This is a genomic window from Lysinibacillus sphaericus OT4b.31 (assembly GCF_000392615.1).
GTDB lineage: Bacteria > Bacillota > Bacilli > Bacillales_A > Planococcaceae > Lysinibacillus > Lysinibacillus sphaericus_B.
The window spans coordinates 1,330,854-1,353,177 of the sequence record NZ_KB933398.1; the positions used below are offsets into that span (position 1 = coordinate 1,330,854).

The following is a 22,324-nucleotide window of genomic DNA, read 5'->3' on the forward strand; positions in this document are numbered from 1 at the left end:
TCGACATTTAAGCGATTCGTGTTTTTTTACAAGGAAAAAAGGAGATATGTGTAGAATATATACAGTATTAGGAAAAAAACGACTGTCATTCAAAAAGAATGAAGGGAAAAGTAAAAATTTAATTACCTGGAAGTGTTTCCTAAATGATACATATTAAATGCTGGCTTCACACCTTGTGGCATGTGAGACACTACTTAATTTTGTTAGCTATTTAATTGAGAGGGAGAGAATAAAGAATACCTCCGTTAATTTAAATTACCCTTTATAAAAGATTCTCCTTTTCGGCAATCATAAGAAGGAAGAGAAGAAAAAGGAGTTTATACAGCATGAATATAAGTAATTTTTCAATTAAAAGGCCCGTTTTCACTATCGTTACGATGTTGCTCGTTATTATTTTAGGTGGCGTATCATTACTAAAAATACCGATAACCTTAATTCCTGAGTTGAATCCACCTATTGGTGTCGTCGTCACAACTTATCCTGGCGCAAGTCCAACAGAGGTGAACGAGAAAATAACCAAGCCATTAGAAACAACGTTGGCTACCTTACCAGGTATAAAAAAAATTCAGTCCACTTCACAGGAAGGATCGAATTTAATTGTTCTAGAGTTTAATTGGTCAACAAATATAGAGGATGTTCAGCTAGATATTTTGCAACGTATTGATATGACTCCACTACCAAATGATGCAGAGAAACCAAGCTTCTTAAAATTTGACCCATCGCAATTTCCAATAATCCAGCTATCTTTGCGTGCTGAAAATGACAAAGTAGACGTGCGGCTTTTAGCGGATGCTTTGGAAAAAGAGCTGCGCCGTACAGAAGGTGTTGCCAGTGTAAACGTCTCTGGAAAGCTAGTAGAGGAAGTCCAAGTTACATTGGATGAAACGAAGCTGAAAGACAAGGGTTTAACACAGTCCGATATTATCCAAATCATTCAAATGAATAATATTTCACTTCCAGGAGAACCGGTGTCAACAGTTGATGGAAAGATGCTGACGACACGAATTATTAGTACATTAACATCACCGGAAATGATTGCTGATTTAATCGTTTCGGTGAATCCAATAGACGGTCAATCATTAACAGTAGGAGATGTCGCTACCGTTGAACGGACGGAGCAAAAATCCATAACAGAAACACGCGCTAATAACCATCCAGCTGTATTGATGTCGGTTCTACAAGAATCGGGAGCTAATACTGCTGAAGTATCTAAAGCCTTTCAGCAGGCATTAGCTGATCTACTTGCCACAGAGCAATATAGTGATGTAGTGGCTGATGTATTAGTAGACCAAGGTAATTATGTGGATGCAGCAATTGGCAATATTAGTACTTCTCTCCTCGTGGGTGGCTTATTTGCAATGCTTGTTTTGTTTGTCTTTTTACGTGGTGTGAAAAGTCCGATTATTATTGGTATTGCTATTCCATATTCGGTTATTGTGACATTTGTTTTAATGTTTTTTGCCGATTTCTCACTTAATATTATGACGTTAGGAGCATTAGCTCTCGGTATTGGGATGTTGGTTGATAATGCCATCGTCGTAATCGAAAATATTGAACGCCATTTAGGTCTTGGCAAAGAGTCAGTAGAAGCAGCTAAACAAGGCACGAAGGAAGTTGCTTTAGCGATAACTGCATCAACACTGACGACAATAGCTGTCTTCATTCCAGTAATGTTTATAGAAGGCTTAATTGGGCAAATTTTTACGGAATTTGCTCTTACGATTTCCTTTAGCTTAATTGCCTCATTGACGGTTGCACTAACGGTCGTGCCGATGTTGGCAAGTCGTCTTTTAAAAATGAAAATCAAAAATATCAATGAGCTTCGTAAAGAATCATCATTTTATCAGCGTTACAAGGCATCGGTTGTATGGGTATTGCATCACCGAATACTTGTGCTAATGACGACAATTCTTCTTTTTGCCATTGCGCTGTTCGGCTTAATGAAAATTGGTACCGAGTTTTTACCAGCAACGGATGAAGGATTTGCATCGGTCAATGTGAATCTTGAAAAAGGTGCTGCTGTATCAGAAACAGAAAAGGTTGTTGCTAAAATCGAGCATCGATTGAAAGAAGAGCAAGATGTTGATGTATACGTTAGCTTAATTGGGGGGACGCAACAATCACAATCTCGAGGACAGACAAGTGCCAACCAAGCAGAAATGTATGTGAAACTGGTGCCACTAGCAAATCGAAAACGATCAATTTTTGAATTTGTTGAAGAGGTTGAACATGATCTTAAAAATGAACTTGGAGAACAGGTGGACATCACCTTTAATGTTTCAACGACTTCAGGTTCATCACCGAATACATTAACGTTCAGGTTAACGGATTCGAATGAGCAACGTCTTCATGAGGCAGTTGAAAAAGTACAGAAGGAGCTCTTGAAAATTGAGCCGGTCACAAATGTTATGACTGATTTAGATAATACGGTACAAGAAATTCAAATCGAAGTGGACCGTGAAAAGGCAAAGGATTACGGCTTTTTACCAGCACAAATTGCCCAAACAGTTAATCAAATGACAAAAGGTCAATTTACGTCGCAAATGATTGCAGAAGATGGAGCCGTATTATCAATCTTTACAGGCTTTGGACAGGCTTTTAATGGCAGTATCGAATCTTTAAAGGCAATGCAACTGCGTTCACCTGCTGGGCTATTTGTCAAACTAGAGGATATTGCATCTGTTGCGGTACAGGAAGGGCCAATATCAATCCGCCGTTCCGATCAAGCGGCTGCCGTTGCATTTTTTGTTGACTATGAAACGAAGGAATCACTAGGAAGCATTTCAGACAAAGTTGATGTAGCTCTTGACAAAGCGAGCTTACCTTCTGAAACTCAAATTGTCTTTAGTGGTGATCGAGAGCTTTATGATAGTGCCATCGATGATATGCTCTTAGCTGTTGCACTTGCTGTGGTGCTTGTCTATATCGTTATGGCTGCGCAATTTGAATCGTTTAAATATCCGTTCGTCATCATGTTCACTGTACCTTTGATGATTATTGGTGTTGCGATTGCGATGTTTGCTACAAACACGCTAATCGGTGTGACTTCTGTTATAGGTATCTTAGTCCTTGTTGGTATTGTAGTGAATAACGGAATTGTGCTTGTAGACTATATCAATCAGCAAAAGGAACAAGGGATGGCCCCTTATGAGGCAATTTTACTTGCTACACAAGATCGCCTTCGCCCAATTTTAATGACTGCACTTACAACTATTCTAGGATTACTTCCACTTGCATTTGGCATTGGTGAAGGAGCAGAGCTGAATCAGCCAATGGGAATCGCCGTTATTGGTGGCCTCGTGACATCCACCTTGCTGACATTATACATTGTGCCGATTGTTTATAGCTTACTCGATAAAGAAACAAGAAAAATGCAGTAGAGATATGGGGGAAATGGGAGATGGGTGTTCATTTTTTTACAGGTTTTCCAGGGTTTATCTCAAGTCAGTTAATTCGTGAATTATTTCGGAAAAATAAAACACAGGAAGTCATTACGATTGTCCTAGTAGGTGAATTACTAAAAGCAGAAATAGAAAAAAATAACATACTAGCGGAGTTTCCGAATTGCTCAATTCGGATTGTAGAAGGGGATATAACGCTCCCCAATATAGGTCTAGAAAATCAACAAGTACAGGAAATTTTACCTCAAATTGAAGTGATGTGGCATTTAGCGGCAATTTATGATTTAGCAGTGCCCCGCGATATAGCTTGGAAGGTGAATGTGCATGGAACTGCAATGGTCAATGATTTTGTGCGCATGCTACCGAATTTAAAGCGTTATATGTACTTTAGTACAGCGTATGTGGCTGGCTTGCGTGAAGGTGTTTTACGTGAGAATGAGCTTATTCGTCCACGTGCATTTAAAAATTATTATGAGGAAACAAAGTATGAGGCTGAACATCGTGTGGAAGATTTAAAGTCGGAGGTTCCTCTAACAATTATTCGTCCTGGTATTGTACGAGGGCATTCTGAAACAGGAAAAACAATCAAATTTGATGGGCCGTATTTCTTTTTAAATATGGTTGATAAATTAAAATGTTTGCCATTCATTCCGTATATCGGAGATTCAAATTCAACGATAAATGTCGTACCGATAGATTATATTTTAAAGGCCTCTATATTTATAATGGATGAAAAAAGTGCCGAAGGGAAAACACTGCATTTGACAGACCCTACTCCTCATCCTGTACAGGAAGTATATCGAACAATGGTAAAACTATTGACCAATCACTACCCAAAGGGGCGCTTACCGCTGATTTTTGCAAAAAAATCGTTGCAAGTCCCATTCATTCGAAAAAAATTAGGGGTTGAGCAAGAAACCTTAGATTATTTAACATGGAATGCGATGTTTGATACAACAGAAGCGGTTGCTATTTTACAAAAAGGTGGTATAACATGTCCTGACTTTATACAGACTATGCCAATGATGGTTAATTTTTATGTAGCGCATAAAGAAGATGAAAGCTATCAAATACAGATTAAATAAGGCATAGATATTTTTGTCAGTAATAAATGATAGTGCTATAATAACATTACAGAAGAAAATTCCTTTGACATTTGTCAAAGGGGAGTAGCTAGCAGATGCGAGCGATGTATCTGGTTTCACATCCGTCAAAAACGGTGAAAACCATCGGGTGTGAGAGCATATGACTTAAGTGAAGATATAAAACCCACAATAGTGGAGATTTATGCACTAAAAGCGAAGTAACAGTTATAATTTGCTTAGCAAGGGAGGTGTCTCAAAGTCATTTGAGACACCTCCTTCTGTGCGGTGGGCATAGTGAATAGTACAATGGATGAACGAGGTGGTCGACAACTGACCGTAAAAGTCCGATTGGTTCAACTACCAATCCGTGGGGGAAGACCTCCCACGAATTGGAGTTTCACTTATCCCATTTGGCATATCAGGTAGCCTCCTTTTCTTTTGCGCGTGTAGTGATTGTAAATTATTTGGGGTAGATAAAGCTTTAAGGAGGCGCATTGAATGGAAGCAATATTATTACAATATGGCTGGGTACTCATTGTACTAGTAGTATTAGAAGGATTATTAGCAGCAGACAATGCAGTTGTGATGGCTGTAATGGTTAAACACTTACCACATGAACAACAAAAAAAAGCATTATTTTACGGACTATTTGGGGCATTAATTTTCCGATTCGCTGCTCTGTTTGTTATTACAGTATTAGTGAATTATTGGCAAATCCAAGCAATTGGGGCAGCCTATTTACTATTCATGTCCGCAAAAAATATTTATGACTTGAAAAAGCACAAAGATGAGCCTGAGCAAGAATATGAGGGAAAACCTAAAAAAAAGGGCTCTGGCTTTTGGATGACTGTTGTTAAAGTAGAATTAGCAGATATAGCTTTTGCAATTGATTCAATGCTAGCTGCAGTTGCTATTGCAGTGACATTGCCGCATCTAGGTGATTTTGATATAGGAGGCATCAATGGCGGGCAATTTAGTGTCATGTTACTTGGAGGCTTTATTGGGGTCATTATGATGCGTTTTGCAGCACAATGGTTTGTTAAAGTCTTAAATGACTATCCTTCACTTGAAACGGCAGCATTTTTAATCGTCGGCTGGGTAGGAGTGAAGCTTGTTGTATTAACATTAGCACATAAAAATGTGGGCATTTTACCTGCAGAATTCCCACACTCAACTGCATGGGAATTAACCTTCTGGATTGTTTTAATAGCAATAGCATTAGGCGGATACTTAATTGGAGTGCGAAATAAAAAAACGAACTAAATAATTTTTCGAGGTTGTCCCAAAATTAAAAACAATAAGCTTAGAGGTATCCTATTATGTTATTTTTTGATACAAGGTAAAATCCGCGTAGACTCCTGTGAATCGTTTAACGACGAAAGCGGAGGGTCAACGGAGCGACAGCAGCAAATGTTCTATGTGGCGAAAGTGAAGCGGATTTTAACTATATAGGAAGACGGGCATTATTGTTTAAAGTACTTTGGGACAGCCCCTTTCTTTTTATTCCTATTTTTTCTATACTAATATCAAGTTTGGCATCAAGAGGTGGAAGGGGTTGGTGAAGTGCCGTGGAAAAAATCATCGAATAAACTCGTGACACCGTTTCAGGTACTTGTTTCTTATTATTTTATAGCAATAGCGATTTCCTTCCTGTTATTAAGACTCCCCGGTGTGCATAAAGAGGGTGTGGAGGTCTCACTATTAGATAGTTTATTTACAGCTGTGAGTGCTGTTAGCGTGACAGGACTGACGACTGTTAATATATCAGCGACCTACACAACATTCGGTCTAGTCATGGTGCTTGTCATTTTGCAGCTAGGTGCGATTGGCATAATGTCACTCGGTACATTTGTTTGGTTGCTCGTTGGAAAAAAAATTGGTATGCGTGAGCGTCAACTGATTATGATTGACCATAATCAGTACAATCTATCAGGTGTTGTCCAGCTTATTCGGGAAATATTGAAAATCTTAATTGGTATTGAATTAGTAGGAGCTATTATCTTAACGGCACACTTTACGAATTATTTCGATACATTTGAGGAGGCACTTATTCACGGTGTCTTTGCCTCTATTTCTGCTACTACGAACGGTGGCTTTGATATTACGGGGATGAGTTTGCAGCCATTTCATAATGACTACTTTGTGCAGCTGGTAACGATGGTGCTGATTGTTTGTGGAGCAATCGGATTCCCGGTGTTGATTGAAGTGAAAACGTTTTTACTCAATAGACATGCAAACTTCCGATTCAGTTTATTTACCAAAATTACGACCTCGACATATGCGATTTTATTTGTTGTAGGTGCACTTGTTATTTTACTGCTTGAGTCATTCCACTCCTTTAAGGGAATGCCTTGGCATGAGGCTATTTTTTCAGCAATGTATCATTCTGTTTCGACTCGTTCGGCAGGGCTTACCACGTATGATGTAACAACCTTTAGTGAAGCCACTGATATATTTATGAGCTTTTTAATGTTTATTGGTTCTTCTCCAAGCTCAGTTGGAGGTGGGATACGGACAACGACTTTTGCTATCGCTATTTTATTCTTAATCACGTTTGCAAGAGGGAGAGAAGATATTCAAGTATTTGGACGTGAAATCCATCTAATTGATGTTTTTCGCTCGTTTGTTGTTATTTTATTGGCCTGCTTCATGGTATTAACTGCTACAATTATTTTACTGATTACGGAGCCGCACGCGACACTCATTCAAATTATCTTTGAAATTACATCGGCGTTCGGAACATGTGGGATGTCCTTAGGAATTACTTCAGATTTATCGGTAATCGGTAAATTTATTATTATTATTTTAATGTTTATTGGTCGAGTCGGTTTAATATCTTTCCTTTATACACTCGGTGGTGGTGGAAGAGCAAAAAAATCAAGCTACCACTATCCAAAGGAAAGAGTCATTATTGGGTAAGAAGCCTAAATCATCGGTATAAAAGGTTTTTGCGGGGGGTGTATTCTTGAATTGCCCCCTTTTTGCCCCTTAAAGGTTAGTTTTTAAGGTAAACTTCGAATTTTTTAAGAATTTCTTTCGTGTTCAGGTGTAAGGTGCAAGTAAGTGTTAACCGTAATGTCTATATTTTTATGGCCCAATCTTGTACTTACAGTTTTAATATCTACTCCAGCTTCTAAGTTTTTAATTATTTCATTTTCTTATTTCCAATTTAATCCATTAATTAAGTCCCTCTATAGTCATCGTCCGATAACTAGATTTTGATTTTGGCGGACCTAAACCTTTTGAAGTACGTTGCCGATTAACTGTAAGGGTTTTGTTTTCAAAATCAATATCTGACCAAAATAAACCTAATAACTCGCCACTACGTAATCCTTGATGAGGCAAAGTTATTACCATTCCACGTTTGAAAATATCTTCATCTTCATTTTTAATTGCAGTTAATAACTGTTTAACCCCATGTTTGTTTAAAAATACTTCCTCTTCTTTTGAAATTTGTATACCTCTTAATAAATTTTTCTCCAATTTATCAGGTTCTACAGCGCTGTTAATTATTGCTATATTTCACCGTAAATCCCGTCTACAGTGTGTTTTTTGCATAACCGTTTTCAAATAACAATTCGTTAATAAATAATCCGAAAGAATCAAAAGACTATAAATCATTCGTGAGATTAGTAGCCTCACAAGTAGGACCAGATGAACTTTTTACGGCAGAAATAAGATTGAGCAATAATGTTTATCGCAAGATACCTAAATCATTCAGCAAAAAGAACATCAGCAAGCTGGAAATGGCGCGTTACGACCTACAACTAAGCCAAGAAGGCATAGACAATCTAGTAAAAGGCATTAAAGACGGTCTGAGTAAGGTAATTCGGCATGACGATAGCCAAGTAACAGCGTTGATTGCTCGTAAGTTTTATTCAGATAATCCGTGAGCAGAGGTAACAATAGAATGGGGTGCTTAGAGGATGTATGCAAGGAAGTTAAACAACAGCGAGCAAAAAAGATTAATTAGCATAACCGCACATCTTCTCCTTTGTTTGCAAGGGCTGCCAGAAACGAAAAGCTTATGATCCAACTAAAAAATGCAGAGGCTGCAAGACATATAGGCAGTTAAGAAGCATTGGAAAAGAGCTTGAACAGATTAGTAAATTGCGTAGGTGGGGGAAATAACAAAAAATACCTCGAGTACAAAAAATACTCGAGGTATCACAGAAGATTGACGAACAATTTTTTGAACTTTTTTTTTGTGAATTATAGATAAAAATATAACATAATTCAATCGTTAATCTGCTGCTTTCCACATATTTTGTTCAAATTATAATATTTTAAAATCTAAAATAATAGTTAAAATATATAATTTGTGAATAGAATTACTTATTTAAAGTATAATTTGCTAAATAATGTGTCTTTATCTAAAATTTATCTTATGGGAAAACACAAAAATATCCTACCAGGATATTTCCTAAAACTATAAGTTTATGGAGGTGTTAAAAATGTAATATATGTGAAGGTGAGTAATTATAGTATTTTTGAAAACAGCTACTATGTTTCTCATAAATTATTTAAAACAATTAAAATCTAATAATAATGGCATCTGTATCTCCTATTCAAGTTGTACATAATAATATTCTTCACTTATTTTATATATTTTAAATGACTGTGCAGATTATGGGGATTCCGATTTTTTACTAAGTCACTAGACTAAGAGTTAGTTTAAGCATTATAAAAGAACAAGTTTCTTCTTAATTATGTAGCTCCTTCATGGGCAACTATTAAAAAGATTGTATCAATTATGTCGGTTGTTATGAGTATCAAACAAGGCCACAATATAAATGCTTTTGTTGTGATTTGACATATTCACTTCATCTAAAAGTAGATGAATGGTAGTTTTTGTGAATAAAACGTGAAGGAGATAGTAATTATGGTGATATTAAAAAGTAAGAACGTAATAGCAAGTATGTGTGTTTTGTTTACAGTGCTTTTTTCTTCGGTCGGTGCCCATCAAACTTCTCTTGCAGCTTCTGAACGAGATAATATAAATTTATCAGAATGGATGAGAGAAATACCTAATTCTAACACATTAGCGGAAATTTCTATCCCAGGAACTCATGATAGTGGCACTTTCAGACTGGAAGACCCTATAAAATCAGTATGGGCAAAAACTCAAGAAAATGACTTTCGCTATCAAATGGATCACGGTGTTAGATTCTTTGACATCAGAGGACGTGTAACTGATGATAATACAATTGTTCTACATCATGGACCTATTTATCTTTATGTAACCCTCCAACAATTTATTAATGAAGCTAAAGAGTTTTTAAAAAGTCATCCGAGTGAAACAATTATAATGTCTCTAAAAGAAGAGTATGAATCCATGCCAGGAGCGAAAGAGTCATTTGCTAAAACCTTTGAAAATATGTATTTTGGGGATTCCATTTTCTTGAAGACAGAAGGGAATATAACTTTAGGGGATTCTCGTGGGAAAATTGTACTCTTAAGAAGATATTCCGGTAGTACGATGACTGGTGGATTTAAAAATTTTGGGTGGAAAGATAATGCAACATTTACTTCTACGACAAATGGTAATGTGAAAATAACGGTACAAGATAAATATAATGTGAACTATGAGGAGAAGAAAGCAGCAATTGATAGTATGCTAAAAGAGACAGTATTGAATAAGGATAACCCAAATCACATTCATATAAATTTTACGAGTTTGTCTTCTGGTGGTACGGCTTGGAGTAGTCCATATTATTATGCGTCCTACTTGAACAGCATTTCTGCGGCTAAGGTGAGATTAGATCATTTAAAGAATCTTGATACAAAAGCTGGGTGGATCATTATGGACTATATAGGTGATAGATGGGATCCGAAACTGTATGAAGAGATTATACGTGCTAATTTTCGATATCCACCAACGGATGAGCCACATTTATTTGAGCATATAGATGGAGAGGGAATCGATTTTACTAATCTTCCACATTCTAAATGGAATGATCAAGTATCATCCATTTTATTAAAATCTTATACAGAAATAACTATATATGAGCATAGTAATTTTACAGGAAAAAGTGTGACGTTAACAAATACAACTAATTCAGCACAATTATTTAATTTAACAACTTATAATTTTAATGACAAAATGTCATCTTATACGTGGAAACTAATTCGTTAATCGAAAAAAACGCTTATCATCTTTATTAACCTTCAAATAACTTACTTGTTACGGTTTCCATACATGGTAATGACATCTCTCAGTTGACAAAAGAACGAACGAAACATGGAGGAAATCATAGGCAAACGAAGCGATTCAATTTATCGATTAAATCACCGATCACATAATTGGTTAAATATAAATACTTTAAAATTACTGATGTTGTTATTTTGGATTATAAAGAAAAACCTTTTACAATGTTGGTGGGCAAACAATTAAGTAACGATCAATATAAGCCACTTGCTAATGTGGAGTTTGGGTTTAAACCTGAAGAAAAGGAAGCTTCTAGACAAATAGCTAAACAAATTATTACAAAGCTAGACCGCAATATGATTTGGTTGGAGCCAAGTTTAACTTGTAAAGTTCAGTATCTCGAAAAGGCTAAAACAGGAATGCTAAGAATAACATCGTTTAAAGTGTTTAGTTTTGATAATCTTCCAGAAGAAAGTATCGCATGAGTTATTAACTAAATAGACCACCGAAAGTTGGTTTAAGAGAACAAGTTATACAGAGCATAAAAAGTCGCTCATTCGATAAATGGTGAGTGACTTTCTTCTATTATAATAGTTTAGAAAAACAATTAAGTTGTCGAATGTTGTCATTACCGAATTGTTGAAGCCCCCTTATTTACACCCTATAGTAAACTTAACGAAAGCTATTAAATCTTTTACAAAAAAATAACAAATTAATTTCATTACTGAAATACGCAAAAAATACAAAAGAATCCCTCGCTAAAACAATAGTCATTATTAAGTAAATGATTGCAATGATTTTTCTGTTTCTTTTAGGAAGTAGATTAAATTCAGTGGGGGAATAACTCACTGTATTTAATCGGTCAAAATGCATTTTATGGTTCATTTTTTACCTGAAAGTGGCAGGGGTATATTAAAAAATCAGCAGTAGAAATAATGGCGTAACCACCCCGATGATTAATTTTGACAAATAATTGTCTAAAAATTTAAAATAATTTGTGGCACAATTCCCGATTGTGGTTTCTTTTAATGGGTATTATTTACAGGATATACACCTTATCGCGTTAAGGATTTTGCACTAAGCTTTTTTAGTAGAGTTGAGAAACCTCTACTAAGGTATTTTTAATACGATAGGGTTTAATTTTAGAACCAATATTTAGCTATGTTCGCTTTAAAGAATTGTAAAGTTTATGAATAATATATGAATAACATATAAAAAAAACGCTATTCCTTTTATTTATTATGGGAATAGCGTTTCTTATTAAAGTGAATGGATTGTTGCAAAGTATGGAGCTTGACCATGACGGAAGTAGGTTAATAAGTATCCATGTTTTTGTATTATTTTGCCTTTTGTAAAATCATGGTAATCTAAGTAATGCGGGATAACAAGTGTATGTTTGAACAATTCTTTTTCGGAAAGTTTGAAGTTGGCAAACTCATCACCTGCAATTTCAGGATTTTCCCGTAACGCATTATAAATGGCTTTTTGTTGTTCCTCTGATGGTCGCTCCTTCCACCATAATTTTCGTGGTTGGAATTGTTGTGCCTTTAAATAATCAAGCTGCATTAAGCTTTGAATAATTTGTAAATCAGCATTTTCAACTGTGTCTAAAAACTCAAGTAAACGTTGGAATAGATCCTCAAGTTGATGTCCAATGCGTGACCATCCCTTTGTTTCCCAATACGTCCCAAAGTTTTGGAAGAAATCAAAAGGCGTTTCAAAGACTGTTGTCACTAAGTATTCAATCGTATGATCCATGCGGTGAGCGTTCCAATATTTCTCTAGCACATCCTCTGCATGCTTAATACGAACAATATCATCGAAGGTTAATACATTATTTGAGAAAATTTCATAGGGTGATAAATCCACATATGTGTAGCCAAACTTTTCAGCCTCTAAACGAAGTCCAGTACCGCGTAATAATTTCAAGAAACCAAGCTGTAACTCCTCAGGTCGCATAGCAAAAACATCATTAAAGGTTTGGCGGAAGCTTGCATAATCTTCTTCAGGTAGACCAGCGATTAAATCTAAATGCTGATCTATTTTACCTCCTTCTTTGACCATCGTTACGGTGCGTTTTAGCTTTTCAAAGTTTTGACGACGTTGCACGAGCGTATTCGTTAAATCGTTTGTTGACTGTACACCAATCTCGAAGCGGAACAAACCTACAGGTGCGTTGTCATTTAAAAATTGGATGACTTCAGGACGCATAATATCTGCAGTAATTTCAAATTGGAATACAACGCCTGGCTGATGCTCATCTATTAAAAATTGGAACATTTCCATCGCATAGCTACGGCTAATATTGAAGGTGCGGTCTACAAATTTAATGGTACGAGCACCGTTGTTCATTAGGAATCGAATATCTTCTTTTATTTTTTCACGGTTAAAGTAGCGTACACCTACTTCAATAGAAGATAAACAAAATTGACAGCTAAAAGGACAACCACGACTTGTCTCAATGTATTGAATTCGTTTGCTAAGATGCGGAAGATCCTCGTCGAAACGGAATGGACTTGGTATTTCACGTAAATCTATTTTCGGTGCCTGTGCGTGAATTCGTACCTTGCCATCTTCTAAATAACATATACCTGGCACATCTTCTAAAGCAATTTCTCCATTTAAGTGACGTAGTAATTGTTTAAATGAAGTTTCTCCTTCACCCATCACAATGAAATCGACTTCTTCAATACGACGTAACCAGTGATGGGAATCATAAGAAACTTCGGGGCCACCTAGCAAAATTTTAACATCAGGACAGACTGTTTTTAACATTTTGATTACGTGGATTGTTTCTTCAATATTCCAAATATAGCAACTAAATCCTACAATATCAGGTTTTTTTTGAAACAAATCTGATACAATATTAAAAGCAGGGTCTTTAATTGTATATTCTGCAATTATTGGATTAAATTCTGGTAAAGCAGCACCTTTTAAATAACGCAAGGCTAAATTTGTGTGGATATATTTTGCGTTCAATGTAGTTAAAATAGTATTCATGCACTTATCTCCTTTTCAACTTCTAATTGTAACAGTCAAATAGCTGACAAACAATATAATCCTTTTTACCTATTTATTTTGTGAACAGTTCGTGAAATAATTTTAAATACTTAAATTTACTAAATTTTGTAATAATAGAATTGCGCAGTCATAAAGTATAGTAAAGGCTCAAATTTGGAATTAGAGGTTTTTTACTCTTGTGAAAGGTTCGGTGAGAAAGTTGAAGCAAAATGATATGAATCAATGTTTTGGAAATCTTATGAAAAGTACTTCGTCACCAACACTTATTCTTAATAAAGCAGGAAAAATTTTAAATGTGAATGAGGCTGCTATTAAACTTTTTAACCTTAATCTAACGTATATTGGCTATTTATCAATGGACGAGCCATCTAATTTAAAATGGGCAAAATTCGTCAACCAATTACAAAGTGACTTAAGATCAGAAGAAATATTTAATATTCGAACGGCTGGAAATGATTTTGAAATGATGTCTTTTAAATGTTTTTATGATCCAAATACTGAAGAAATCGTCGCACAAATTGCTACATTAAATTATGATATGGCCCATGAATTGTATGTTAGTCAAGAGCAGGAGAAGTCACAATCTTTCAATGCTTATGATCATTTACCGTATGCTGTTATTGTAAGTGATGCTAGCGGTATTATTCTTGGGCTAAATAAGTATGCTGAAATGTATTTAAAAATAGAAAAGACTCAGCTTCTGCATAAGGCTCATCAACATATATTTGATTCATTTTCAATGAAAAAAGGACAAATTACAACTTATCTTTCTCAGCTCATGGGTGATAAGCATGCCAATATCCATGTTGTTGACGAAACACAAGTGAGTAGTACATGCTACTATGAAATTTCAAGCATTTTTGATGAATACAACAATATTATTGTCACAGTTATTAATGATGAAACTGAAAAGAAACAATTACAGCATAAAATTGAACATCAACAAGCTTTAAATGTTGTTGGTCAAATGGCTGCAAGTATAGCCCATGAAATTCGTAATCCATTAACTTCTTTAAAAGGCTTTACAGAACTACTAAAGCTGAATGCAGATGAAGAATCAAGCATGTACTTATCGGTAATTGATAGTGAGCTACAGCGGATGGAACAAATTCTATCTGAGCTTTTAGTATTGTCCAAGCCGACTAGTATGAAAGTGGAGTTAATCGAGTTAAATCATATTGTAAAACAAGTTATCGAGTTCATGTTACCTGATGCGCTTATGAAGAAAATAATGATTCAATATATTTCTTCATCGACTCAAGTGTATATTGGTGGCAATGAAAATCGATTAAAGCAAGTATTTATGAATCTTATTAAAAATGCCATGGAATCTATGCATAACGGTGGTACGATCACAGTAGAAATGAATGTTATAGACTGTGCACTAGTTGAATTGATGGTTAAAGACGAAGGCAGTGGAATGGATAATAATACGATTCAAAATCTATTTCAACCTTTTTACACGACAAAATCAACAGGGACAGGACTGGGCCTTGCTTTCGTGAAAAAAGTGATTGAAGAGCATGAAGGTGTAATTGGTGTGAATAGTGAAATTCAGAAGGGGACATGCTTCCATATGCAATTTCCACTTTACACATTCAATCAGATTGACTCGTTAGATGTTTCAACGAAAGATTCTGCTTATTTAGTAACATAGGAAAGTAATAATGTTCGTATAGGCAATAACAAGATACAAATTCATGAATGCTTTTGACAATGCTTTTCTAAAGTCGCTATAATGGCATATAAAGAGCGAATTGAGAGGAATAGGCTATGAAGTCAGAAGATATAAAGCAATCTTTAAAATTATATATTGTCTTATCACGTGCGCATAAAGCAATTAATGAAACAACCAATCACTTTTTTCAAGCGAATGGATTAAATCCAACAGAATTTGCGGTTTTAGAGCTTCTGTATCATAAAGGTCGACAACCCCTACAGCAAATAGGAAATAAAATACTACTTGCCAGTGGTTCTATTACGTATGTAATTGATAAGCTAGAAAAAAGAGGTTTTTTATTGCGTGTTTCTTGTCCATCAGATCGCAGAGTTACCTATGCAGAAATTACGCCTGAGGGAGAAGCGTTTATGGGCGAATTGTTCCCAGAGCATGAACAGCATCTGCATAAATTGATGAGTGCACTTACAGTGGAAGAGAAAGATGAGGCCATTATATTATTAAAAAAATTAGGCTTGTCGATTAAAGATTTGTCTTATTAAAAAGAGTTGTCTCAAATAGACTTTTGAGGCAGCTCTTTTTAGTATGCGCAAAGCACCCTATGGCATGGATAATGAATTTGTCGTTAGGCATATTTAGTCGGATCCACTCTTAACCCGATAGAAGGGCTCAAAATGCGCGAAACAGCTCAATTCGATAATTTATACTAGGTAAAAAAAAGAGGCCTTAGAAAGACTTCTAAGACCCTACAAAGACTGCATATTATTTTTTAGAGATAGTAGCTGCCATTGCAAGCATTGCAGCTGTTAAATCTTGTTGATCATTATCATGAATTGTAATTTTTGAAATAAGACCATCTTTCTCAAAAACAATACCGATTACTTTTTCTGTATCAAAGTCTACAACATAACCGTCAATGTTATTAACATCTTTGAAAGCGGCTAGTTCTTCAGTAGTTAATGCTACTGTTTCGCCGACTGCATTCATGTGATCTTGCATAGATGTTTTCACAGCGTCATAGCTTGTTTCAGAAGCAGTAGTTGTTTCAATACGCATAAATACTTCATCATCTTCGTTTGATACTAACATATCTCTACCTGGTTCTTCTTGTGAAAGTGTGAATCCTGGTAGCTGTTGTAATTTATAGCCTTGATCAACGCTATTTGACTCAGTTGCAGTTGCTGATTTATCTTCACCATTTTGTACGTACTTAATTTCTTGTTCTGGTTTAGCCTCTGCATTTGTCTTTGATTCATCTGTTGTAGGCGTTTCTTGCTCTTTGTCTGCAGTTCCACTGTCAGTAGGTTTTTGTTCTGACGCTGTGTTCGCTGGTTCATTTTGTTCAGCATCTGATTCCTCAGTTTTATCTGTCGTATTACACCCCACAAATAAAACGGCTGTTAGTAATAATGCAATCATTGAAAAAAAATTTTTTTGCATGAAAAGCCCTCCTTTTCTATATTAAACGTTGGTAAAAGATAAAATGTTTCCTAAATTTTTTGTTATGATGTTAAAGGTAACACCAAAAACAATAATAGTACAAAAACGACATGAGCGACAATCACTAGCGGCATACTTTTACGCCATTCATATAAGAAGCCCCAAATTAGACTTGTGACAAGTGAAGCAACCATCCCAAGCATAAAGCCACTTAATGCGATGGAAATGGCGCATAAAAATGCTGTTACAAGTACAGCAAAGCTAGGGCGCATAAAGCGTTTCATCTGTTGTTGTACATAACCACGCCAAAATAATTCTTCACCAATGGCTACAATGAATACAAGTAAAATGTAATGCCAAATATTTTGTGGACCATAAACCGTTAAAAACTTTTGTACGGATTTGACTAACTGGTCATTAATATATGGTGCGAGCCAATAACCAAAACGTATTATGCCGTATGTGATTGTGCCGTATCCAATACCAAAAAGTAAAAATTGCCAAGTAGGTATCTGATCTTCAATTTTACCGGCAAGAATAGCGATGGCAATGCATACGAGCAAGGTGAATGCATATAAGTACCAAAACACAGCCGGGTTAGCAAATGTAAAGGCAAGCATGCCATAAACGAATAATAAAGAAAGGAGAAGTATTATTGTTTGTTTCGAATTTGTAAGCATAATCCGACCTCCATACTTTAATATTATCAAAAAAAAAGTCCCTTATCATCTATTAAGACAAAAAGGGACTATTCAGACTATTAGGCTTCACTTGCATTTAAAATTTTGTAGCGTTTATGGTTGATGACCGTTTTCTCTTCAATTTCCAGGGAATCAAAATTCTCCATATATGTTAAATCAACGATCACCGAATTTTCATTTACTTTTTCAACAATACCTTGTAAACCATTTTTAAACTCGATAATATTTCCAACTTCAGCTATTTTCACAGACAGTCAGCTCCTTCATCGACTAATAATATACAGTTTGCATGAAAAAAAGGGAAACGTAAAGCTTTTTTTGAATAATTCATAATATATTACACAAAATAAGAAATAAGAAGGGAATAGTAAAAATGGATAAATATGAACTTATGCTTAAGCAATTACAAAATGGGGAAATAAACAGTATCGAAATTGATAAGGACGAGTTTTATGAATTTCGAGAAGTACTAGTAAATCATCCTTTCTTTAAACATTATAGAGGATATGCACAACAAAATGGGCGCGTAATCTATACTTATTTGGAAATACCTAGAAGTTAATTTGTCGAACATTGTCGGAAGTTAATGCTGTAAGAAATGAAATATAAATGTATAATAATGGTATGATTATTTGTATGTTGGAGGGTTGTATGAATGGTCAATCTACTCTTGAAACAAATGGAACAAACTCGTGAGATGATGATTCGCTCCGGTGTAGAAAACGGGTTACAAAATGCAAAAACCATTCAACTGAGTCGCAGATTAGATCAGTTAATGAATACTTACTATAGACAGACAGCATTTGAAGAAAATGAAGATCATGATGATTTGTTTCAGTATTCAGAGTAAAAACTTTTAAAAAAGATGTTTAAAAAGCAGTTATTGGGGAATAATTATAATTGAACACAGCAACATTCTCATTTCCCCCTTTAGAGCAGTGATAACCCATCACCTGCTCTCTTTTTTTTTGCTTATTCGGTATATATGCAATACGCGGAAATTTTAGTACAAGACATATGAAGAGTTTGAATTATTGCACTAATTCAACTACACTGGAAACACATATAAAAGGCTAATCATTGTTTCTCAGAGCGACAAGTAATATGAATTGTATCGGATCCGGGAATTTGTCGAATAGCTTTTATAACAAAGGAGTAGTTACATATGGGAAAAGAACGTATTGCATTTATTGGTGCTGGTGTTATGGGGGCTAGCATCATCAAGCATCTATTACAAAATGGTCATGAAGTTTCAGTTTATACACGGACGAAAGAAAAAGCACAGCCACTTTTGGTATTAGGCGCAAGTTGGGCAAGTTCACCTGCCGAGGCATTTAAAGATAAGGATATTGCACTTACAATGGTTGGTTACCCGGCAGATGTTGAAGAAGTTTACTTTGGTGACAATGGTCTATTCCAAACAGCCGAGGCTGGTAATATCGTCATTGATATGACAACCTCAGAGCCGACTCTTGCAAAAAAAATATATGCACATGCACAGACGATGAAAGTCGAGGCATTAGATGCACCCGTTTCTGGTGGAGATGTAGGTGCTCAGAATGGTACATTGTCGATTATGGTTGGAGGAAATCAGGCTACATTCAATAATGTCTTATCCGTTATGAGTCATTTTGGAGCAAATATTGTTTATCAAGGTGAAGCAGGTGCCGGACAGCATGCAAAAATGTGCAATCAAATCGTTATTTCTTCTGGTATGATTGGTGTGTGTGAGGCATTAGCTTACGGTTTAAAGGCTGGACTTGATTTGCCAACAGTATTAGAGTCGATTTCTTCAGGAGCTGCCGGTTCATGGTCTTTAAGCAATCTGGCGCCACGTATGATTAAGGAAGATTATGCTCCAGGCTTTTACATTAAGCATTTTTTGAAGGATATGAAAATTGCTTTAGATGAAGCAAAGAACATGGGTATTGTGTTACCAGGTTTAGCTCTTGCGTATGACATGTACGAAAAGTTAATTGAAGCAGGTTATGGTGACAACGGTACACAGACGCTAATTAAGGCTTATCGATAAATATTTGTATGAAAGTAATTTGTGTAATGTCACCATAGAGAAATAATGTATTATTGAGTACGCTTTAAAAATTGAAATCTAAAATTAGAAAACCCGAAGTAATCATCTTTTTAAGAAAGATGGATACTTCGGGTTTTCATCTATAATAAGCTGCTACTCACTACCACACAGAAAATAGCGAGTTGCGAATGCATTACTCTTTTTCAAAAAGTTTTGCGTCTAAAGAATAACTTGATGCCCCAGCAAGCGCAAAGTATAAGGCCATTGCACCTAAAGCTAAATCTAATTCATAACCAGCTAAGCCGTCTGCACCGATAAAGCCCACGCTAAGTTTTGCAGTAAAAATGGCAACAATCATTGTCACTGTCAGTAAAGCGCCAAAAATTCTTGTACCTAAACCTAAAATAATTGCTGCTCCTCCGACTAGTTCTATAATGGCAACAATATAAGCCATGAAACCAGGTATACCAATCACATCAAAATAATCAGCTGTGAATCCGATACCTCCTTGAAACTTTTGAAAACCATGAACTGCAAAAATGATACCCAGTACGACACGTAAAATAGTTGATCCGATATTTTGCATAGTGTAACAACTCCTCTTATTCTTTTACTTACATTTCGTAACTTAGTTTATTTTTAAAAACAACTTTTGTCAAGTAACTAAATTTTATTTTTGTAACTGACCATGGCAAAAATGATATACTCTTAAATAGGTAAAAATATATTGGAGGCAGCTAAATTGGAGCAAAAAAAAATTTGTCCACGATTTGAAAAGGCACTGAAAATATTAAATCATCGTTGGAACACGTTGCTTATTTATCAATTATTAGAAGGTCCTCAACGATTCTCAAGCATTAAAAATAACTTGAATATTAGCAGTCGTGTGTTAACGGAGCGATTAAAAGAATTAGAGATCGAGCATATCGTAATACGTACAGTTATTCCATCAACCCCCGTAGTGATTGAGTATGGGCTTACAGAAAAAGGATATGCACTCGCGCCAGTTCTTAAAGCTATTGAACAATGGTCTGCTATGTGGGTGGATTCAGAAGATTAGTGCAATGGATATCCGAGCGAGGGGGCTTGGATATCTTTTTTAATGAGTACATTCATTATCATGAAATATTTAAATGTATTTTTGGGGAGGCTGTTCCAAAGTTAAAAACAATAGGCTTAAAGTTTTTAGTTTGCTATTGTTTGAAGCGCTTTTTAGGTAGCTCCTATATTGTATAAATGTTAAAAGGCGTTCTTAAATGTGAAATCCGCACCAGTCCTTTGCATAACCATGCTGGTCAGATGTGATGTTATATCTGTCTTTCAGTTCACAATATATATTGTAAATAATATTAATTTTATTTAAACAAAAGGTATTTTTTAATACAGCATGGAATTAATTTAATATTATAAGAAAAGAAAAGGAGGGGTTTAATGAAGCAGAGGCCAGCAGGAGAAGCACAGCATCGCAGTCAGCTAGCACTTTATTTATCACTGCCAATACTGTCTTGGGCATTTTATGATTTTGCTAATACAATATTTTCTTCTAATATAAATACAATTTTTTTCCCATTCTACATGGATGAAGTGTTAGGGACGAATGAAGTGATGCAGCAAGTGGCCAGTACATTCATTTCTTATGCAAATGCCTTAGCAAGTTTTTTCCTTGTGGTGTTTTCACCATTATTTGGGGTATGGATTGATAATACCGGTTATAAAAAAAGATTTATCGTATGGTTTGCATCTATTTCTATTTTCTTTACCTTTATGATGGGTATTTTTGCGAATTCAGATTGGACAACAAATTTTTCAGGCGTACCACTTAGTTTATTTTTAGTAGTTGCCAGTTTCGTAATTGCGAAATTCTTTTTTAATTCAAGTCTCGTATTCTATGATTCCATGATGGGTGACTTAGGTTCAAAAGCTGAAATGCCACTTATTTCTGGCTATGGAGTGGCGATAGGTTATTTAGGTACAATTTTTGGGTTACTCATTTATTTATATGTTGGCAGCAGTGATTTCCATCGTGCTTTTATTCCAACGGCGATTTTGTATTTATTATTTTCATTGCCATTATTTTTTATTAATAAAGATACGCCAATTCCAAAAGCGCGACGTAAAACAATTAAGTTTATCGATGGCTATAAGGAAATTATCCAAACTTTTAAGGATATGAAACAATATAAAGCAATTTTTACTTTTATGATTGCTTATTTCTTTATAAATGATGCTATTGCTACAACTATTGCAATGATGGCTGTTTATGCTACAACAATCGTTGGCTTTACTTCCGGTCAATTTATTATTCTCTATTTAGTGTCTACGGTCTCTACAATTATTGGCTCACTCGTATTTGGCTACATTACAAAAGCGATAGGAGCCAAACGAGCAATTACTATGGTAGCCCTCATCATGATTATTGCTTTATTCTTTGCCGTATTTGCTACGGAACAATGGATGTTTTGGATTGCTGGCAGCTTGTTTGGTATATCGTTAGGCTCCATGTGGGTAACTTCTAGAACGTATATTATAGAGCTATCACCTAATGACAAGCGTGGCCAATTTTTCGGATTATTTGCTTTTTCGGGTAAAGTATCTTCAATAATAGGACCAGCTATCTATGGAACGATCACATTATGGATGAGGGACTATGGTACCTTAGCAAGCCGCGTTGCATTATCCACATTAATTGTGATGACGGTAATTGGTCTACTGGTTCATTTAAAAGTTAATGATAATAATGGAAATAGCAAGTAGGAGAAATGTATCGCCTATGATACAATTGAATTATTAATAGAAGTTGAACAGAAAGGAGCGGGGT

General features: G+C 35.5%; 18 protein-coding genes and 2 pseudogenes. 14 read left to right on the top strand and 6 right to left on the bottom strand.

Annotation, left to right across the window (positions count from 1 at the left end; all coding sequences use genetic code 11):
* The first annotated feature begins 326 nt into the window (after positions 1–326).
* From H131_RS05975 to H131_RS05990, 4 genes are all read left to right on the top strand, one after another.
* On the top strand, positions 327–3,380 hold the full coding sequence (locus H131_RS05975; RefSeq protein WP_010858185.1) for an efflux RND transporter permease subunit: 3,054 nt from the start codon (positions 327–329) through the stop codon (positions 3,378–3,380).
* Between the two features lie 20 nt (positions 3,381–3,400).
* Complete coding sequence (locus H131_RS05980) at positions 3,401–4,486, top strand: SDR family oxidoreductase (RefSeq protein WP_010858186.1); 1,086 nt, start codon at positions 3,401–3,403, stop codon at positions 4,484–4,486.
* A gap of 498 nt (positions 4,487–4,984) precedes the next feature.
* Positions 4,985–5,749, top strand: coding sequence for a TerC family protein (locus H131_RS05985; RefSeq protein ID WP_010858187.1), 765 nt, complete (start codon positions 4,985–4,987; stop codon positions 5,747–5,749).
* 300 nt (positions 5,750–6,049) lie between these two features.
* The gene (locus H131_RS05990) at positions 6,050–7,405 is read left to right on the top strand and encodes a TrkH family potassium uptake protein (RefSeq protein ID WP_010858188.1); all 1,356 of its coding nucleotides are present in this window, start codon (positions 6,050–6,052) and stop codon (positions 7,403–7,405) included.
* Between the two features lie 258 nt (positions 7,406–7,663).
* Here H131_RS05990 and H131_RS05995 read toward each other — a convergent pair whose 3' ends face one another.
* Positions 7,664–7,969: a tyrosine-type recombinase/integrase gene (locus tag H131_RS05995; protein WP_010858189.1), complete on the bottom strand. Its 306-nt coding sequence runs from the start codon at positions 7,967–7,969 to the stop codon at positions 7,664–7,666.
* 95 nt (positions 7,970–8,064) lie between these two features.
* On the opposite strand from H131_RS05995, the pseudogene H131_RS06000 reads away from it, so the two are divergent.
* The 3 genes and pseudogenes from H131_RS06000 to H131_RS06010 all read left to right on the top strand — a co-directional run.
* Positions 8,065–8,379, top strand: a pseudogene (locus tag H131_RS06000) (RusA family crossover junction endodeoxyribonuclease); the annotation flags it as partial.
* 989 nt (positions 8,380–9,368) lie between these two features.
* Positions 9,369–10,349 (top strand): annotated as a pseudogene (locus H131_RS06005) (phosphatidylinositol-specific phospholipase C domain-containing protein); the annotation flags it as partial.
* Between the two features lie 482 nt (positions 10,350–10,831).
* On the top strand, positions 10,832–11,119 hold the full coding sequence (locus H131_RS06010) for a hypothetical protein (protein ID WP_196228869.1): 288 nt from the start codon (positions 10,832–10,834) through the stop codon (positions 11,117–11,119).
* 775 nt (positions 11,120–11,894) lie between these two features.
* Here the strand turns inward: H131_RS06010 and H131_RS06015 are convergent.
* Positions 11,895–13,634 (bottom strand): B12-binding domain-containing radical SAM protein, encoded by a 1,740-nt coding sequence (locus H131_RS06015; RefSeq protein WP_010858193.1) that lies wholly within the window; start codon positions 13,632–13,634, stop codon positions 11,895–11,897.
* A gap of 235 nt (positions 13,635–13,869) precedes the next feature.
* On the opposite strand from H131_RS06015, the gene H131_RS06020 reads away from it, so the two are divergent.
* Together H131_RS06020 and H131_RS06025 are read left to right on the top strand one after the other, a co-directional pair.
* Positions 13,870–15,312, top strand: a complete 1,443-nt coding sequence (locus H131_RS06020) for a PAS domain-containing sensor histidine kinase (protein WP_230491826.1) — start codon at positions 13,870–13,872, stop codon at positions 15,310–15,312.
* A gap of 116 nt (positions 15,313–15,428) precedes the next feature.
* Complete coding sequence (locus H131_RS06025; RefSeq protein WP_010858195.1) at positions 15,429–15,875, top strand: MarR family winged helix-turn-helix transcriptional regulator; 447 nt, start codon at positions 15,429–15,431, stop codon at positions 15,873–15,875.
* A gap of 220 nt (positions 15,876–16,095) precedes the next feature.
* On the opposite strand, the gene H131_RS06030 is transcribed toward H131_RS06025, so the two are convergent.
* The 3 genes from H131_RS06030 to H131_RS06040 all read right to left on the bottom strand — a co-directional run bounded on the left by H131_RS06030 (position 16,096) and on the right by H131_RS06040 (position 17,722).
* On the bottom strand, positions 16,096–16,773 hold the full coding sequence (locus H131_RS06030; protein ID WP_010858196.1) for a hypothetical protein: 678 nt from the start codon (positions 16,771–16,773) through the stop codon (positions 16,096–16,098).
* 62 nt (positions 16,774–16,835) lie between these two features.
* Positions 16,836–17,453 carry a CPBP family intramembrane glutamic endopeptidase gene (locus H131_RS06035; RefSeq protein WP_010858197.1) on the bottom strand — a complete coding sequence of 206 codons (618 nt, stop codon included), beginning with the start codon at positions 17,451–17,453 and terminating at the stop codon, positions 16,836–16,838.
* Between the two features lie 80 nt (positions 17,454–17,533).
* On the bottom strand, positions 17,534–17,722 hold the full coding sequence (locus H131_RS06040) for a YkvS family protein (RefSeq protein WP_010858198.1): 189 nt from the start codon (positions 17,720–17,722) through the stop codon (positions 17,534–17,536).
* Positions 17,723–17,847: 125 nt separating this feature from the next.
* On the opposite strand from H131_RS06040, the gene H131_RS06045 reads away from it, so the two are divergent.
* The 3 genes from H131_RS06045 (at position 17,848) to H131_RS06055 (ending at position 19,506) form a co-directional block, all read left to right on the top strand.
* Entirely contained in the window at positions 17,848–18,036 is a 189-nt protein-coding gene (locus H131_RS06045) for a hypothetical protein (RefSeq protein ID WP_010858199.1), read from the top strand.
* 93 nt (positions 18,037–18,129) lie between these two features.
* The gene (locus tag H131_RS06050) at positions 18,130–18,324 is read left to right on the top strand and encodes an aspartyl-phosphate phosphatase Spo0E family protein (protein ID WP_010858200.1); all 195 of its coding nucleotides are present in this window, start codon (positions 18,130–18,132) and stop codon (positions 18,322–18,324) included.
* A gap of 315 nt (positions 18,325–18,639) precedes the next feature.
* Entirely contained in the window at positions 18,640–19,506 is an 867-nt protein-coding gene (locus H131_RS06055) for an NAD(P)-dependent oxidoreductase (protein WP_010858201.1), read from the top strand.
* Between the two features lie 193 nt (positions 19,507–19,699).
* Here the strand turns inward: H131_RS06055 and H131_RS06060 are convergent, their stop codons facing one another.
* Positions 19,700–20,092, bottom strand: coding sequence for a DoxX family protein (locus H131_RS06060; protein WP_010858202.1), 393 nt, complete (start codon positions 20,090–20,092; stop codon positions 19,700–19,702).
* Between the two features lie 156 nt (positions 20,093–20,248).
* Here H131_RS06060 and H131_RS06065 point away from each other — a divergent pair, with 156 nt between their 5' ends.
* Positions 20,249–20,566, top strand: coding sequence for a winged helix-turn-helix transcriptional regulator (locus tag H131_RS06065; RefSeq protein ID WP_010858203.1), 318 nt, complete (start codon positions 20,249–20,251; stop codon positions 20,564–20,566).
* 371 nt (positions 20,567–20,937) lie between these two features.
* The gene (locus tag H131_RS06070; RefSeq protein ID WP_010858204.1) at positions 20,938–22,260 is read left to right on the top strand and encodes an MFS transporter; all 1,323 of its coding nucleotides are present in this window, start codon (positions 20,938–20,940) and stop codon (positions 22,258–22,260) included.
* Positions 22,261–22,324 lie beyond the last annotated feature (64 nt).